Origin of the sequence: Actinomadura kijaniata NBRC 14229, from assembly GCF_001552175.1 — a bacterium.
Classification (GTDB): Bacteria; Actinomycetota; Actinomycetes; order Streptosporangiales; family Streptosporangiaceae; genus Spirillospora; species Spirillospora kijaniata.
Map to the genome: position 1 here is coordinate 23815 of NZ_BCQR01000104.1, position 14851 is coordinate 38665.

Here is a 14851-nt window from a genome sequence, read left to right on the forward strand (position 1 = left end):
GCGGCTGCGCCGCGCTGTGGGGGCGCGGGAGTCGTCGCACGGCTGCGCCTTGTGGTGGATCCCCCGGGTGGGGGAGTGGGCCCGTCGTCCCGGGTGAGGACGGCGGGTTCCGTGCTCTGCGAGGATCGGGGGGTGCTGCGCGTTCTCCGCCCGGTCTCGGACCGGGCCACCTGGCGTCGCTGGTCGTACCTGGTCGGCGGCGGCGCCCTGCTCATGCCGTACTGGTTCCTCGGGCTGCTGCTGACGTCCGCCCTGCCGCTGGTGGACCATCCGCTGGTGGTGGTGCTGCTGGTGTTCCTGTCACCCATCCCGGCGGCGTTCGTCACCGGGCTGGTGCCGCAGGTCCGGGCGCTGGAGGGGGCGGCGGTCCGGGAGCTGCTGGGCGGGGCCAGCGCGGAGCTGACCCCCCGGGCGTCGCGGTCGTGGGAGACGCGGGTGCGCACCGGGGCGTGGTTCAGCCTGCACCTGCACGTGGGCGTGGTCATCGCGGCGATGAGCCTGGCGGTCCCGCCGTTCGCGGTCCTGCTGTTGCTGCTGCCGGTCACCGACTGGGGGCTGGGCACCGCCGCCGAACCCAGCCCGGTCCAGGCGTGGAAGCAGAGCGACGCGCTGTGGCTGGCGCCGCCCGCCGGGGTGCTGACGCTGGCGGTGCTGCTCGCCCTGATCGTGCTGGCGGGGCAGGCGCTGAGCCGGGTCGCCCCGGTGTTCCTGGGGCCCTCGCCCGCCGAGCGCGTCGCCGAGCTGGAGGAACGCGCCCGGCGCCTCGCCGAGCGCACCCGGCTGGCCCGGGAGCTGCACGACTCGGTCGGGCACGCCCTCAGCGTGGTGACGTTGCAGGCGGCGGCCGCGGGACGGGTGCTCGACAGCGATCCGGGGTTCGCCCGCGAGGCGCTCGGGGCGATCGAGGAGTCGGCGCGCGCGGCGCTGGAGGACCTGGACCACGTGCTCGGGCTGCTGCGGGAGGAACGGCCGTCGCGGACCGCGCCGCAGGCCACCCTGCGGGACCTGGACCGCCTGCTGGAGCAGACCCGGATCGCCGGGGTGAAGGTCGACGCCGCCCTGGACGCCGACGTCGAGAGGGTGCCGGCGGCGGTGTCGCGGGAGGCGTACCGGATCGTCCAGGAAGGGCTGACCAACGCGTTGCGGCACGCCGGGAAGGTCCCGGTGCGGCTGCGCGTGGAGGTGCGCGGCGACCGGCTGGAGGTGGAGATGAGCAATCCCCTGGGCGCGCGGCGCGCGACCCGCAGGGGCGGCGGCAGCGGGATCGGCGGGATCCGCGACCGCGTCACCGTGCTGCGCGGCGAGATGACGGCCGGTCCCGAGGACGGCGCGTGGCGCATGACCGTCTCACTGCCGCTAGGGTCCGCGTCATGACGATCAAGGTGCTGCTGGTGGACGACGAACGGCTGATCCGCGCGGGGCTGGCCGCCATCGTGTCCGCCGAACCGGACATGACCGTGGTGGGCGAGTGCTCCGACGGGGCCGAGGTGCCCGGCGCGGTCGCGTCGCTGGCGCCGGACGTGATCCTGATGGACGTGCGGATGCCGCGGCTGGACGGCATCCAGGCCACCCGCCGCATCGTGGGCAGCGTCCCCGAGCCGCCCCGGGTCATCGTGGTGACCACGTTCGAGAACGACGAGTACGTCTACGACGCGCTCAAGGCCGGGGCCAGCGGCTTCCTGCTGAAGCGGGCCCGGCCCGAGGAGATCCTGCAGGCGATCCGGATGGTGGCGACCGGCGACAGCCTGCTGTTCCCGGCCGCGATCCGGGCGCTGGCCGCCGAGCACGGCACCGGCGGGCGCGGCGGGCCCGGGGCGCGCTGGCACGAGCGGCTCACCGAACGCGAGGCCGACGTCCTGCGCCTGATGGCCCGGGGCCACTCCAACGCCGAGATCGCCGCCGAGCTGTTCGTCAGCCCGCAGACCGTCAAGACCCATGTCGGCAACGTGCTGGCCAAGCTCCAGGCCCGCGACCGCACCCAGGCCGTGATCCTCGCCTACGAGACGGGGTTCATCACGCCCGGCTGATTTCGCCGGCGGCGATCACCCCTCGACGGGACGCCGGGCCGGGGAGAGGATCACGGGCATGCGGGATTTCCGGTTCGGATTCAACGTGTTCGAGGTCCGGTCGCGCGAGGAGTTCGCCGCGTACTGCCGCCGGGCCGAGGAGTTCGGGTACGACGTGGCGCTGATGCCCGACCATCTGGGCGCCCCGGCGCCGTTCCCCACGCTGGTCGCGGCGGCCGAGGCGACCGAGCGGCTGCGGGTCGGCACGTTCGTGCTGAACGCCGCGTTCTGGAACCCCCACCTGCTGGCCCGCGAGATCGCCACCACCGACCGGCTGACCGGCGGGCGGCTGGAGGTCGGCCTGGGGGCCGGGCACATGAAGTGGGAGTTCGACGCGGCGGGGCTGCCGTGGCGGCCGTTCGGGGAGCGGGTCGAGCACCTGGAGCGGACGATCGAGGAGATGGCCGGGGCGTTCGGCGGCCCCGGCTACCCGGAGCAGGAGCCGCTGCGGAGCCAGTACGGCATGGAGGTGCTGCGGCCGGTGCAGCGGCACGGGTTCGGCGGGCACGGGCCGCCGCTGCTGGTCGGCGGCACCGGCGACACCGTGCTGCGGCTGGCGGCCCGGCACGCCGACATCGTCGGGCTCGCGGGCACGCACCAGGTCAAGGGGCAGCCGCCGGGGACGTTCACGATCGGGACGGCCGAGCACGCCGCCGAACGCGTGGCGTTCATCCGCGAGCACGCCGGGGACCGCGACCCGGAGCTGAACCTGATGGTGCAGTTCGTCGTCGTCACCGACGACCGGCGCGGAACGGCCGCGCAGGTCGCCGAACGGCTGCCGAACCTGTCGGTCGAGGAGGTCCTGGAGACGCCGTACCTGCTGATCGGGACCGTGGAGCAGATGGCCGAGCGGCTCCGCGAGAACCGCGAGCGCTACGGCTTCACCTACATCACCGTGCAGGGCCCCTTCCTGGACGCGTTCGCGCCCGTCATCGGACATCTGAGGTAAGCGCGCTCTTGCGCTCGGAGAACCGAACGCGATTCCATTTGCTCTGCGGCATCCGTGCGGATCCGCGTACCCGCGTGCTGACGGAAGGACGACGATGGGCGCGACGTCTCCTGCGACCTCCCTGAACTACCCCGACGTGCCGGTGGGCGCGATCCTGACCGGCGCCGCGCGGCGCTGGGGCGACCGGACGGCCCTGCACTACATGGGCCGCGACATCCCCTTCACCGAGCTGGCGCGCGAGTCGGCCCGGTTCGCCCACGGCCTGCGGGCGCGCGGCATCGGGCGCGGCGACGTGGTGGCGCTGCACCTGCCGAACGTCCCCGAGTTCGCCGTCGCCTACTACGGGACGCTGATGGCGGGCGCGACGTTCTCGCCGTGCAACCCGCTGCTGCCGGTGGACGACCTGGCGTTCCAGCTCGACGACTGCGGCGCGGTCGCCGTGGTGACGCTGGACCTGGTCGCGGGCGCGGTCGCCGAGGCGGTCGGCCGGACCCAGGTGAAGACGGTCGTCCTCGCCGGGGCGCTGGGGCCGGTGGACGTCGCGGCGGTGTGCGACGGGGCGTTCGCGGCCGACGGCGTCGCGTTCGAGCGGGTCGGGGAGGGGCAGCCGGACGAGCCGCCCGCCGTGGACATCGACACCGCCCGCGACCTGGCGCACATCGCCTACACCGGCGGCACCACCGGCCGGTCCAAGGGCGTCATGCTGCCGCACCGCAACGTCGTGGTGAACGTCCTGCAGTACGCCTGCGCCGCGTCCGGCCTGGTGCCGGGCCTGGACGAGGACGGCGGCCTGCGCCTGGACGGCGAGTCCGACCCGGCCGAGTACCCGGTGCCGCTCGGCGAGGGCGTGCTCGTCAACGTCGCGCCCTGGTTCCACGCGATGGGCACCATCGGCTACCTCAGCACCCAGATGCTGGCGGGCGTCACGGTCGTCAGCCATCCGCGCCTGGACGTGCCCGCGTTCCTGGCCGACATGGAGAAGTTCGGCGCCACCGCCCTGGGCGGCGCGCCCGCGCTGTTCTCCGCGCTGCTGGCCGACCCGTCGTTCGCCGAACGCGACCTGTCGAGGGTCCAGGCGATCCGCTCCGGGGCCGCGCCGCTGTCGCACGACATGATCGCCAGGCTGCGGGCGACGTTCCCGGAGGCGATCGTCGTGGAGGCGTACGGGCTGACCGAGGCGTCGATGGGCCTGACCACCAACCCGGCGCAGGTGTCGGGCGTCCGCAAGGTCGGCACGGTGGGCCGCCCGGTCGCCGACACCCAGATCAAGATCGTCCCGGTGGACGCCGCGACCGTCACCGACGCCACCCCCGGCCTGCCGCCCGGCGAGGAGGGCGAGGTCTGCGCCAAGGGCCCGCAGGTCATGGCCGGGTACCTGAACCGCCCCGACGCCACCGCCGAGGTGCTGGGCGAGGACGGCTGGCTGCGCACCGGCGACATCGGCGTGCTCGACGAGGACGGCTACCTGTCCATCGTCGACCGCAAGAAGGACATGCTCCTCTACAACGGCTACAACGTGTACCCGCGCGAGCTGGAGGAGAAGCTCTACTCCCATCCCGCCGTCGCGACCGCCGCCGTGGTCGGCCGCCCGGACCCGGTGGCCGGGGAGCTGCCGACCGCGTTCGTCGTCCGCTCCGGCGAGATCACCGAGGACGACCTGCTCGCCTACGTCAACGCGCAGGTCGTCCCGTACAAGAAGCTGCGCGAGATCCGCTTCGTCGACGAGATCCCGGTCTCGGCCGCGGGCAAGATCCTCAAGCGCGAGCTGCGCGACCGCCTGTAGGCCTCACCGGCCGCGCAGGGCCCCGAGCACCTCCAGCAGCCGGCCCTGCGCGGCCGGGTCCCCGAGCCCGCTCACCAGCAGGTCGGTGGCCCCGGCGTCGGCGAACGCGCGCACCCGCCGTTCGATCTCCCGCTCGTCGCCCGCCACGACCGTCTCGTGCACGCCCGACAATCCCTGCCGGTCCAGCGCGGCCCGGTAGGCGGGCAGGTCCCCGGCGGGCCCCAGCCGCGCCGCCAGATCGTCCCGGGCGCCCTCGGGGTCGCCGGTCAGCGCCATCAGCACCCCCACCAGCACGCGCGGCGCCGGACGCCCGGCCTCCCGGGCGGCCCGGCCGACGCGCGGCACGACGTGGCCGGCGACCGCCGCCACGCCCGTCCAGGTGGTGACCACGCCGTCGGCCAGCTCACCGGCGACCCGCAGCATGGCCGGGCCGAGCGCGCCGACCAGCACCGGCGGTGGCGTGACGCCCGGCGGCGCGTCGCGCAGCAGCGTCCGCAACGCCGTCAGGTACGCGCGGGTGTGCCGGGCGGGCGGTTCGGCCGCGACCCCGAAGACCTCCTCCATCACCGGACCGTGCCCCGGCCCGACCCCGAGCGCGAACCGCCCGCCGGTGACCTCCTGGGCGGTGAGCGCCTGCCCGGCCAGCACGCGCGGGTGCCGGGGCGGGGTCGGCACCACGGCCGTGCCCACCTCGATCCCCGGCACCTCCCGGCCCACGACCGCCGCCGCCAGCACCGCGTCCCCGCCCAGGTGCTGGCCGAGGAACGCGCCGTCCAGCCCCGCCGCGGCGGCGGCCCGCGCCCAGCCGACCAGCTCCGCCACCGGCCCGTCCGCGAGGCGTGCCACCCCGATGCGCATGTCCATGCCCGCTCCTAACATGAATCGGATCCTCCGGTTCCGGATGCTAACCTGAATCCGGTATTCCGGTCGAGAGGGGTGGACGATGCGAGCCGACGCGCGGCGCAACCGGCGGCGCATCACCGACGCCGCGCTGGCCCTGCTCGGCGAGCGCGGCCCCGACGTCCCGATGGAGGACATCGCGCGGGCCGCCGGGGTCGGTGTGGGCACCCTCTACCGGCACTTCCCCGACCGGCGGGCGCTGCTGGAGGAGGTCGCGGCGGGCACGCTGCGCGACATCCTGGCGTTCGGCCGCCGCGAGGACGCGCCCGACCGGGACGGATGGGACGCGCTGCTGCGCGTCGTCCGGCACTGCGCGGGACTGCCGCTCGCGCTGGTGAAGACCCTGGCCGCCGAGGCCGCGCCGCCGGAGCGCCTCGCCCTCCAGCAGGAGGTCACCGCCCTGCTCGCCGGGCTCGCCGAGCGCGCCCAGAAGGAGGGCGCGCTCCGCGCCGACCTGACGCCCGACCAGGTGGTCGAGGTGGTCAGCGCGCTGGTCTGCCGGCCGGGCGCGCGCGCCGACGACGCGCTGGCCGTCGTGGTCCTCGACGGACTGCGCCGCTGATCCCGCCGCCGATCCCGCGGCCGATCCCGCCGCCGGTCCCGGGCGGGGTCAGGAGGCGGGCAACTCGCCGAGGGTGACGTCCACCGTCCGCCTCCCGGCGCCCGGCGTCTGCACCTCCACCTTCGCGGTGGCGCCGGGCTTGAGCTGCACCAGGACCTCCGCCAGCGCCGTCTGTGTCGGGGTCGGGGTGCCGTTGACCGCGACGATGACGTCGTCGGGACGGATCCCCGCCTTGTCGGCCGGGCCGCCGCGGGTGACCTCCACCACACCCAGCCCGGCCGGCTGGTACGTCGACGGGTCCACGACCGTGCGGATCGTGACGCCGAGGGCGGCGCGGCCGGAGTTGGTGACGCGGCCGTTCTGGATGAGCTGCGGCGCGATCGCCTTGACGGTGTTGCTGGGGGTGGCGAACCCGATGCCCGGCGCCGCGCCGCCCATCTGCGGGTCGGAGGCGGCGGCGGTCGGGATGCCGACGACCTCGCCGTTCAACGTGACCAGCGCGCCGCCGCTGTTGCCGGGGTTGATGGCCGCGCTGGTCTGGATGGAGTTGCCGATCGTCGCGCCGGGGAACGCTCCCTCGCGCTTGGTGGACACCGTCCGGTTCAGCGCCGAGACGATGCCGTTGGTGACGCTGCTGGACAGCCCCAGCGGGTTGCCCATGGCCAGCACGATCTGGCCGACCTTCAGGTCGCCCGAGTCGCCGAACCGGGCCGGTCGCAGCGACGCGCCCGACACCCGCACCACCGCCAGGTCGTCGGCGGCGAACGCGCCGACCAGCTCCGCCCGGAGCGGCCGGCCGCCGTTGGCCGCCCGCACCTCGATCTCGCGGGCGCCCATCACGACGTGCGCGTTGGTGACGATGTGGCCCCGGTCGTCGTAGACCACGCCGGAGCCCTCGCCGCCGTCGGTCTGGATCTCCACCACCGACGGCAGGACGTCGGCCACGACCTTCTCGTACTGCTGCTCAAGCTGGCCGGCCGCGCCGCCGACCGTGGGCGCGGTGGAGCGGGACGGGGCCGCCCCCGGCCTCGTGTCGCCTCCCGCGCAACCCGCCAGCAGCAGCGTTCCGGCGAGGGCCAGCGCGCCCGCGCGGGCGCGCGCGTCGATCCTGGTGTGCACGACGATCCACCTCCACGAGGGTCATGCCCCGCCGGCGGGCGATCCAGCCCCGCCGCCGCCCGGCCACTGGGTGATCTTGGTGGTGGGGCGGCCCCGCCTTGAAGCGGCCGCGATCCTAGAGCCCCGCTTACACGTCGTTTACCTGCGATTAGTTACAAAAGAGGCAACAGAGGAGAAGGACTTCCGATCGGGGGATCATGGACGCCGTTACTCTGTCCGAACTGCGCAAGCCGCGCGCCTTCCCGGCCGTCTCGGTGCTGATGCCGACCAGTCGGCGCGCCCCGGAGAACCGGCAGGACCCCATCCGCCTCCGCAACTTCCTGGCCGAGGTGCGCCGCCGCCTCCAGGAGGACACGCGGGTCCCGGCCGCCGCCGCGGACCAGGTCGTCCGCGGGCTGGAGGAGGCGGCCGGCGAGGTGGACCTGCGTCACGCCGAGGACGGCCTGGTGCTGTTCGCCGCGCCGGACGGGGAGCGGCACGCGTTCACCGTCGACCAGAAGGTCGACGAGCGCGTCGTCGTGGACACCACCTTCGCCACCCGCGACCTGGTGGCCGCGTTCGTGCGCAGCCCCCGCTACTGGCTGCTGTCGCTGTCGGAGGACTGCTTCCGGCTGTGGGACGGCCAGGCCGGAACGCTGGCGGAGCACCCGGACGACGGGTTCCCGCTGCGGCCCGCGCCGATCGACGAGGAGGCCGGCGGGCGGCTCTCGCGGCGCGGCGTCCCGCACGGCGACGGCCGGCAGCGCAACCACATGAAGCAGGTGGTGGCCGCGCTGGAGAACGTGCTCAAGCACGACCGCCGCCCGGTCGTGGTCGCGGGGGCGACCCGCCACCAGGCGTTCTTCGAGGAGGCCGCCGGGCCCGACATCACCATCGCGGGCCGCATCGACGGCAGCTACGAGGGCGCGTCCGCCACCCGGCTCCTGGAGCTGGTCCGGCCGGTGCTCCAGTCCTACGAGGACCTGCGGGAGGTGGCGGTCCTCACCGAGCTGGAGGCCGCCCGCGGCCTGCGGCGGTACGCCAGCGGCGTCAACGAGGTCAAGCGGCTGGTGGACGAGGGCCGCGGCGAGCACCTGGTCGTCGAGCGCGGCTACTACGCCCCGGCCGTCGCGACCGGCGGAGAGCTGATCCCGGTCGAGGGGAGGCTCGGCGCCCTGCGGGGGGCCGACGTGGTCGACGACGTGGTGGACCACGTCATCGAGACGACGCTGGAGTACGGCGGCGAGGTGACGTTCGTGTCCGACGGGTTCCTGGTGGACCACAACCGGATCGCGCTGGTCGTCCGCTTCTGAGGGGAGCGGAAGGGGCCCGGCCGCGTCGGCCGGGCCCCTCTCAGCGCGCGGGGCAGGAGGGGGCCCGCCAGGCCACCCACGCGTGCCCGGCCGTCTCACCGGTGTGGGCCCGCCATCCGGCGGGGTGGCCGGGCCACGTCGACTCGACGGCGGCCCCGGCGGCGCGCGGCACCACGACCGTGCAGACGTCCGCGGGAACTCCGGCGCGCACGTCGACGCGGCCGATGCGCGTCCACCACACCTGGTCCACCAGGCTGACGTGGGTGCGCCAGTGCGCGTTGACGTCGACGGCGACCCCGCCCGCCGCCGGTCCGGGCAGCGGGAGCACGGGGACGACGCGCCTGGACGACGTCCCCATGGTGAAGGTGAGCGCGGCCAGGTTCACCGCCGCCAGCGCGACCGCCACCGCCGTCCACCCGAACCTCCGCGCCACCAGGAACGCCGCCACCAGCCCGAGCGCCGCCAGCGACGCCTCCGGCAGATGGAACCCCTTCTGGTCCAACGTGAGGAAGTTGGTCTCGGGGAAGTCGAAGGCGATGTACAGGTGGGTGCGCAGCCGTTTCCCGGCGTACGCCATCACCCACGCCCCCGTCACCGCGAGCACCGCGCCCGCGCCGAGCGCGCAGCGCACGGCGGTCCGCGTTCCGGCGCGCGCCAGCACCGCGAGCCCGACCAGCGTGTGGACCAGCGCCAGGCACGACAGGTAGCGCCCGTAGGCGAAGTTCCCGACACGGTGCTCGTCGGGCAGCGCCGCCGACGACGCGTAGGCGATCCCGAGCGTCACCACCAGCAGCGTCCCGGCCATCACCCGCGTCCCGAACGCCGCGCGCCGCCGCGCCAGCGCCGCCGCGACCGCCACCAGCCCGACGCCGCCCAGCCCCCACGTGGACACGACCAGGTACCACAGCTGCCCGGCCGCGCCCGACAGCGCCCACGCCTGGCCCTCGACGGTGGTCAGCCGCGTCACGACGTTGTCGCCCAGGTCCCGCACGCCGCCCGGGTACAGCTCCGCCCGGAGCCGGTCGTTCAGCGCCCCGGCCGCCGCGTACCCGGACACCGCCACCGCGATCCCGAACAGCGCCGGGCGGAGCCTGCGGAACGCCAGGACCGCCAGCGCCGCGCAGTGCACCGCCAGCAGGATCGTGCCGCGCGTGTGCACGGCGCAGGCGTACGCGGCGACCGCGCTCGCCCCCGCCGCGTCCGCGACCCGCCCGTCGCGCGCGAACCGGTCGAGCAGCAGCAGCCACCCCAGCGACGCCGCCGGCAGCACCGCGTCGGCCAGCGCGAACGCTCCGAAGAACGTCACCGCGGGCAGCAGCGCCGCCGCCCACGAGACCGTCAGCGCCGCCCCCGGCGCCATGCCCAGCCGCCGCGCCGCCGCGTACCCCAGCGGGAACACCGCCGCCCCGACCAGCGCGTTGAGCACGATCACCAGCAGGTACACGGTCGCCGGGTCGTGCGTCACCCAGTACGCGGGGGTGAACAGCAGCGAATACCCGCCCTGGTAGAAGGTGTGGCCCGACAGGTCCGCGCCGGGGCCGCCCGCCAGCAGGCGCGCCGCGGCCAGGTAGCCGCTCTCGTCGGGCACGGCGGCCGGCCCCGTGCGGGTCCGCGCCATCCACAGCCGCACGCACACCTGGCCGGCCCAGCCGAGCACCAGCAGCAGGGCCAGCCGCCGGGGCGGCACCGGACGGCGATCGCGCGCGGCGGCGACGGCCGGGGGAGGGAGCGTCAACATCATGCCCACCACCGTCGGCGCGGGCTGTCCTGATCATGTCGGGGAGATGTCCGGATCTCGTGACATTCCGTGCGAAGATCGTTCCTTGCCGGATAATGCCTGGATGGCGAGCATTCTCTTCGTCGAGGACGATCCGGCCGCCCGCGCCGCCCTGGAGCTGGCGCTGAGCCGGCAGGGACACCAGGTGACCTCCCGCACCACCGGCGAGGACGGGCTGGACGCGCTGCGCGCGCGCCGCCCCGAGATCGCGGTGCTGGACGTGATGCTGCCGGGCATCGACGGCATCGAGGTGTGCCGCCGCATCCGCCGCGACGACACCCTCCCGGTGATCCTGCTCACCGCGCGCGGCGACGACCTGGACGTGGTGCTCGGCCTGGAGGCCGGGGCCGACGACTACGTGGTCAAGCCGGTCGAGCCGCGCGTGCTGGACGCCCGCATCCGCGCGGTGCTGCGCCGCGCCGAGCAGACGCACAACGACCGCTCCGCCTACGGCGACCTGGTGATCGACCGCAGCTCGCTGAAGGTCACCAAGAACGGCCGCGACGTCCACCTCACCCCCACCGAACTGCGGCTGCTGCTGGAGCTGACCCGCCGCCCCGGCCACGCCATGACCCGCCAGCAGCTGCTGGCGGCGGTGTGGGACCTGGACCGGCCCGGCGACTCGCGACTGGTGGACGCCTGCGTGCAGCGGGTCCGCGCCAAGGTCGAGGACGAGCCCGCCACGCCCCGGCTGATCGAGACCGTGCGCGGTTTCGGCTACCGCTTCACCGCGCCGTGAGACCGCGCCTGCCCCGGAGGCCGTCCCGCTACTGGTTCACGGGCCTGCGGCCCCGGCTGGCGGCGGCGTTCGTGGCGGTGGCGCTGCTGGCGTCGGTGGTCGCCTCCGGCATCGCCTACGTGCTGGTCCGCCGCTCGATGCTGCAACGCGCCCAGGACACCGCGCTCACCGAGGTCCGCGGGGTCGTCGCCCGCACGGTCCCGTCGCGGCTGCCGCCCGACGCCGTGGGGACGGTCTCCGGCGACCTGACCTTCCGGCTCACCTACGGCCGTGACGACCGGCGCGCCTACGCCGGACCGCTGGCGCTCGACGGCCCGATCGCGGTGCCCGTCCCCGCGGCGGACCCCGGCTCCCCCAGGGAGGACGCCCTGCACGTCCCGGTCTCCCAGGAGTTCGCCCGGCGCGCCACGCGGGGCATGGTCTTCCAGCGGATCGTCCGCCGGGGCAAGCCCTACCTGCTGATCGGCGCGCACGCGGGCAACTACGTCACGACGGCCAAGGAGCCGCAGCGCACCACCCCGCCCATCGTGTTCGTGTCGGTCAGCCTGGAGAGCGAGGCGCGCGAGCTGCGGTCGTTCACCCGTTCGGTCGTCATCGCCGACGCCGCCGCCCTCGCCGCGGCCCTGCTGCTGGCGCTGGCGGCCACGCGCGGCGTGCTGCGTCCGGTGCGGCGGCTCGGCCGCGCCGCCCGCGCTCTCGGCGACGGCGACCTGACGGTCCGGATCCCCGAACGCGGCCGCGACGAGCTGGCGGACCTCGCGCGCACGTTCAACGCCACCGCCGACGCCCTGGAACGCACGGTGACCGAGCTGCGCGCGATGGACGCGGCCTCCCGCCGGTTCGTCGCCGACGTCTCCCACGAGCTGCGCACGCCCCTCACCTCCATGCTCGCCGTCACCGACGTGCTGACCGAGAACGCCGCGGCCACCGAGCCGGGCGGCACCGCCGCCCGGCTGGTCGCCGCGGAGACCCGGCGGCTCGGGATCCTGGTGGAGCACCTCATCGAGATCAGCCGGTTCGACGCGGGCGCGGCGGCCCTGCAACTGGACGACGTGCTGGTCGGGGAGGCCGTCGCGGGGACCCTGGCCGCGCGCGGCTGGACCGGCCGCGTCACGGTGGACGGCCCGGCCGGCCTGATCGCCCGGATCGACCCGCGCCGCTTCGACGTCGTCGTCGCCAACCTGGCCGGGAACGCCCTCAAGCACGGCGCGCCCCCGGTCCGCCTGGAGTACGGCCCGGCCGAGCGCGACGGCCGCCCCGGCTTCCGGGTCGCCGTGACCGACCACGGCCCCGGCCTTTCCGAGGACCTGCTGCCGGTGGTGTTCGACCGGTTCGTCAAGGCCGAGGCCGCCCGGACCCGCAGCGAGGGCAGCGGCCTCGGGCTGTCGATCGCCCGGGAGAACGCGGTGCTGCACGGCGGGACGCTGGAGGCCGCCAACGCCCCCGGCGCGGGCGCGGTCTTCACCGCGTGGCTGCCCCTCGGACCGGAGGAGGCGGACGGCCTGGACGGCCTGGACGGCCTGGACGGCTCGGACGGGAGGGACGGATGAGAAGCGTGCTGGCCGCGGCCCTCGTCCCGGTGCTGCTGGCGACGGCCGCCTGCGGCGTCCGGCCCACCGGGATCATCGACGCGGGCAGCAAGCCCGTCTCCGGTTACCGCCCCGAGCCGGTCACGATCTACCTGGTGAAACGGAACCGCCTGGTCCCGGTGCGGCGGCCGGGCCTGCCCGGCCACCCCTTTCTCGGGGTCACCCAGCTCGGCGTCCCGCTCACCACGGAGGAGAGGAACGCCGGCCTGACCACCGCGATCCCGCGCGGTCTCGAACTGCGCCTGACCGAGTACGGCGGGGTGCCCCCCGACGACGTCGGCGAGACCACGGTGGCGGACGAGATCGGCTCGACGGGCGAACTGGTGGTCGAAACGAGCAGCAAGCGCCGCTGGTCGCGGCTCGCGCTCGGCCAGGTCGCTTGCACGGCCGAGGCGGTCCGCGGCGTGCGCCGCACCCTTCTCATGACCGACCCGGAAGCGGACGTGCTGGCCCGGAAACGCCCGGGCGACCTGCGGTTGCGCTGCGCGGACCACGCCGACCTGCGCTGACCCGCGTTGGCCGGCCGCGCGGGGCGGTGCGGGTCAGCCGCGGTCGATCCAGCCGTGCGCGTGCATCCAGTCGGCGGCGACGTCGCCCAGCACCGAGCGCAGCGTCAGGATCACCACGCCGAGCAGCAGCAGCGGCATCACCACGAACCGCTCCACGGTGCCGTCGGTGCGCGGCACCAGGGGGATCTCCAGCCGCCACGGCGCGGGCCACAGCACCGGGCAGCCGCGCGGCGTCAGGCAGTCGCCCAGCACGTGCGCCAGGCAGCCGAGGGTGACCGCGAACCCGACGAAGCTCATGTCCAGGTCGTGCATCAGCCACACCGCCAGGCCCGCCAGCGCGCAGTCGGCCAGCGCCGACTGCGGCTCCCTGCCCTCGAAGTCGAAGCCGACACCGCGCAGCCCGAACCCCACGATGACGAACAGCGCCGCCCACCAGCCGTAGACGTAGTTGGTGGCCAGCCAGTCCATCGCGAAGCCCATCGCGACCGCGAACAGGATCGAGTGGGTCGCCATCCGGTGCCCGCCGGAGATCTTCCCGACGTACTTGCAGAACGTCTGGGTGATCGGACCGAAGGTGTTGGCGATGCGGCCGTTGTGGTGGTCGACGTCGGGCAGCAGCGCCGCGCCCGCGCACACCACCGCCCCGGCGAGCATCTGCTCGGGCGACAGCTTCACCGCGTAGTCGCCGAGCAGGTCGTGCTGGGTGAGCAGCGGCACCGCGCCCAGCCACGCCAGCGCCCCGCTCAGGGCGTGCGTCTTGCCCATCATCGCCGCTGATCCCCCGCCTTCCTCCGCAGCCGCGTCGCCGGTCCGGGCCCCGTCGCCGGTCCGCCAGCCCGCGACTCTAGCCCGCATTCGATCGTTTCCTGGCGCGGCACGCCGGTGTGCGCGTTACGTCCGGTTGGACGGCGGAAGGCGGGGCGGGGTTCCGGGGGTCAGCCGGTCGCGGCCGCGGGGGAGACGCGCTCGTCGTGGCGGGCGCGGGCCGCCACGACCGCGCCCACGTTCGCCTCGGCCCAGGCGGTGACGGCCTCGATCGGGGCGCGCAGGGAACGGCCGAGCGGCGTCAGCGCGTACTCCACGCGCGGCGGCACCTCGGCGAACACCTCGCGGGTCAGCAGCCCGTCGCGTTCCATCACCCGCAGGGTCTGGGTGAGGACCTTGGGCGTGACGCCGCCGATCGTGTCCCGCAGCTCGGTGAAGCGGCGCGGCCCGTCCAGCAGGCTCAGCACCACCAGCACCGACCACTTGTCGCCGATGCGGTCCAGGACCAGGCGGGTCGGGCAGTTCGGGTCGAAGGCGTCTCCGGGACGCAGGGAGTCCTCCATAGTTTCCCCAAGGTACCAATGGAACGTTGTAGTAACCAGTATCCAATGGATACTGTCACCGTGTCAGGACGACACCGAGCGACTGGAGAACCATGAAGATCCTGCTCATCGGGGCCACCGGCATGATCGGAAGCCGGGTCGCCGCCGAGGCGCGCGCCCGCGGCCACGAGGTCACCGGCACCACCCGCCGCGGAGCCGAGGGCACCGCCCGGCTCGACGCCGCCGACGCCGGCGCCGT

At 74.9% G+C, this 14851-nt stretch carries 15 protein-coding genes; 10 read left to right on the forward strand and 5 right to left on the reverse strand.

Annotation, left to right across the window (positions count from 1 at the left end):
• Nucleotides 1–132 precede the first annotated feature (132 nt).
• The 4 genes from AKI01S_RS29490 to AKI01S_RS29505 all read left to right on the forward strand — a co-directional run bounded on the left by AKI01S_RS29490 (nucleotide 133) and on the right by AKI01S_RS29505 (nucleotide 4798).
• Nucleotides 133–1374, forward strand: a complete 1242-nt coding sequence (locus tag AKI01S_RS29490) for a sensor histidine kinase (RefSeq protein WP_245681826.1) — start codon at nucleotides 133–135, stop codon at nucleotides 1372–1374.
• Nucleotides 1371–2027, forward strand: a complete 657-nt coding sequence (locus tag AKI01S_RS29495) for a response regulator transcription factor (protein ID WP_067825078.1) — start codon at nucleotides 1371–1373, stop codon at nucleotides 2025–2027. Before AKI01S_RS29490 ends, AKI01S_RS29495 begins: the two co-directional genes overlap by 4 nt.
• Nucleotides 2028–2085: 58 nt before the next feature.
• Nucleotides 2086–3015 carry an LLM class F420-dependent oxidoreductase gene (locus AKI01S_RS29500; RefSeq protein ID WP_067825080.1) on the forward strand — a complete coding sequence of 310 codons (930 nt, stop codon included), beginning with the start codon at nucleotides 2086–2088 and terminating at the stop codon, nucleotides 3013–3015.
• A gap of 94 nt (nucleotides 3016–3109) precedes the next feature.
• The gene (locus tag AKI01S_RS29505; protein ID WP_067825082.1) at nucleotides 3110–4798 is read left to right on the forward strand and encodes a class I adenylate-forming enzyme family protein; all 1689 of its coding nucleotides are present in this window, start codon (nucleotides 3110–3112) and stop codon (nucleotides 4796–4798) included.
• A gap of 3 nt (nucleotides 4799–4801) precedes the next feature.
• Here the strand turns inward: AKI01S_RS29505 and AKI01S_RS29510 are convergent, their stop codons facing one another.
• The gene (locus AKI01S_RS29510; protein WP_218009859.1) at nucleotides 4802–5662 is read right to left on the reverse strand and encodes an LLM class flavin-dependent oxidoreductase; all 861 of its coding nucleotides are present in this window, start codon (nucleotides 5660–5662) and stop codon (nucleotides 4802–4804) included.
• Between the two features lie 79 nt (nucleotides 5663–5741).
• Between AKI01S_RS29510 and AKI01S_RS29515 the strand changes: the two genes are divergently transcribed.
• Complete coding sequence (locus AKI01S_RS29515; RefSeq protein ID WP_067825084.1) at nucleotides 5742–6260, forward strand: TetR/AcrR family transcriptional regulator; 519 nt, start codon at nucleotides 5742–5744, stop codon at nucleotides 6258–6260.
• A gap of 48 nt (nucleotides 6261–6308) precedes the next feature.
• On the opposite strand, the gene AKI01S_RS29520 is transcribed toward AKI01S_RS29515, so the two are convergent.
• Nucleotides 6309–7379, reverse strand: coding sequence for a S1C family serine protease (locus tag AKI01S_RS29520; RefSeq protein ID WP_067825086.1), 1071 nt, complete (start codon nucleotides 7377–7379; stop codon nucleotides 6309–6311).
• A 197-nt stretch (nucleotides 7380–7576) separates the two neighbouring features.
• Here AKI01S_RS29520 and AKI01S_RS29525 point away from each other — a divergent pair, with 197 nt between their 5' ends.
• Nucleotides 7577–8671: a baeRF3 domain-containing protein gene (locus tag AKI01S_RS29525; RefSeq protein WP_067825088.1), complete on the forward strand. Its 1095-nt coding sequence runs from the start codon at nucleotides 7577–7579 to the stop codon at nucleotides 8669–8671.
• Nucleotides 8672–8711: 40 nt separating this feature from the next.
• Here AKI01S_RS29525 and AKI01S_RS29530 read toward each other — a convergent pair whose 3' ends face one another.
• Nucleotides 8712–10412, reverse strand: a complete 1701-nt coding sequence (locus tag AKI01S_RS29530; RefSeq protein WP_157420232.1) for a hypothetical protein — start codon at nucleotides 10410–10412, stop codon at nucleotides 8712–8714.
• Nucleotides 10413–10512: 100 nt separating this feature from the next.
• On the opposite strand from AKI01S_RS29530, the gene AKI01S_RS29535 reads away from it, so the two are divergent.
• Genes AKI01S_RS29535 through AKI01S_RS29545 form a run of 3 tightly spaced genes read left to right on the forward strand, consistent with a single transcriptional unit; the run spans nucleotide 10513 to nucleotide 13285 of the window.
• Nucleotides 10513–11187, forward strand: coding sequence for a response regulator (locus AKI01S_RS29535; protein ID WP_067825092.1), 675 nt, complete (start codon nucleotides 10513–10515; stop codon nucleotides 11185–11187).
• On the forward strand, nucleotides 11184–12737 hold the full coding sequence (locus AKI01S_RS29540; RefSeq protein WP_067825094.1) for an ATP-binding protein: 1554 nt from the start codon (nucleotides 11184–11186) through the stop codon (nucleotides 12735–12737). Before AKI01S_RS29535 ends, AKI01S_RS29540 begins: the two co-directional genes overlap by 4 nt.
• Nucleotides 12734–13285: a hypothetical protein gene (locus tag AKI01S_RS29545; RefSeq protein WP_157420233.1), complete on the forward strand. Its 552-nt coding sequence runs from the start codon at nucleotides 12734–12736 to the stop codon at nucleotides 13283–13285. Before AKI01S_RS29540 ends, AKI01S_RS29545 begins: the two co-directional genes overlap by 4 nt.
• Before the next feature lie 33 nt (nucleotides 13286–13318).
• Here AKI01S_RS29545 and AKI01S_RS29550 read toward each other — a convergent pair whose 3' ends face one another.
• On the reverse strand, nucleotides 13319–14053 hold the full coding sequence (locus AKI01S_RS29550; RefSeq protein WP_174567427.1) for a metal-dependent hydrolase: 735 nt from the start codon (nucleotides 14051–14053) through the stop codon (nucleotides 13319–13321).
• Between the two features lie 167 nt (nucleotides 14054–14220).
• On the reverse strand, nucleotides 14221–14613 hold the full coding sequence (locus AKI01S_RS29555) for a winged helix-turn-helix transcriptional regulator (RefSeq protein ID WP_067825098.1): 393 nt from the start codon (nucleotides 14611–14613) through the stop codon (nucleotides 14221–14223).
• Between the two features lie 92 nt (nucleotides 14614–14705).
• Between AKI01S_RS29555 and AKI01S_RS29560 the strand changes: the two genes are divergently transcribed.
• The coding region (locus tag AKI01S_RS29560; RefSeq protein ID WP_157420234.1) for an NAD-dependent epimerase/dehydratase family protein at nucleotides 14706–14851 on the forward strand (146 nt) is incomplete at its 3' end.

Coding starts and splice junctions, on each gene's coding strand:
- AKI01S_RS29495 (WP_067825078.1), top strand. CDS start 1,371: ATGACGATCAAGGTGCTGCTGGTGGACGACGAACGGCTGATCCGCGCG.
- AKI01S_RS29500 (WP_067825080.1), top strand. CDS start 2,086: ATGCGGGATTTCCGGTTCGGATTCAACGTGTTCGAGGTCCGGTCGCGC.
- AKI01S_RS29505 (WP_067825082.1), top strand. CDS start 3,110: ATGGGCGCGACGTCTCCTGCGACCTCCCTGAACTACCCCGACGTGCCG.
- AKI01S_RS29510 (WP_218009859.1), bottom strand. CDS start 5,662: ATGGACATGCGCATCGGGGTGGCACGCCTCGCGGACGGGCCGGTGGCG.
- AKI01S_RS29515 (WP_067825084.1), top strand. CDS start 5,742: ATGCGAGCCGACGCGCGGCGCAACCGGCGGCGCATCACCGACGCCGCG.
- AKI01S_RS29525 (WP_067825088.1), top strand. CDS start 7,577: ATGGACGCCGTTACTCTGTCCGAACTGCGCAAGCCGCGCGCCTTCCCG.
- AKI01S_RS29530 (WP_157420232.1), bottom strand. CDS start 10,412: ATGATGTTGACGCTCCCTCCCCCGGCCGTCGCCGCCGCGCGCGATCGC.
- AKI01S_RS29535 (WP_067825092.1), top strand. CDS start 10,513: ATGGCGAGCATTCTCTTCGTCGAGGACGATCCGGCCGCCCGCGCCGCC.
- AKI01S_RS29545 (WP_157420233.1), top strand. CDS start 12,734: ATGAGAAGCGTGCTGGCCGCGGCCCTCGTCCCGGTGCTGCTGGCGACG.
- AKI01S_RS29550 (WP_174567427.1), bottom strand. CDS start 14,053: ATGATGGGCAAGACGCACGCCCTGAGCGGGGCGCTGGCGTGGCTGGGC.
- AKI01S_RS29555 (WP_067825098.1), bottom strand. CDS start 14,613: ATGGAGGACTCCCTGCGTCCCGGAGACGCCTTCGACCCGAACTGCCCG.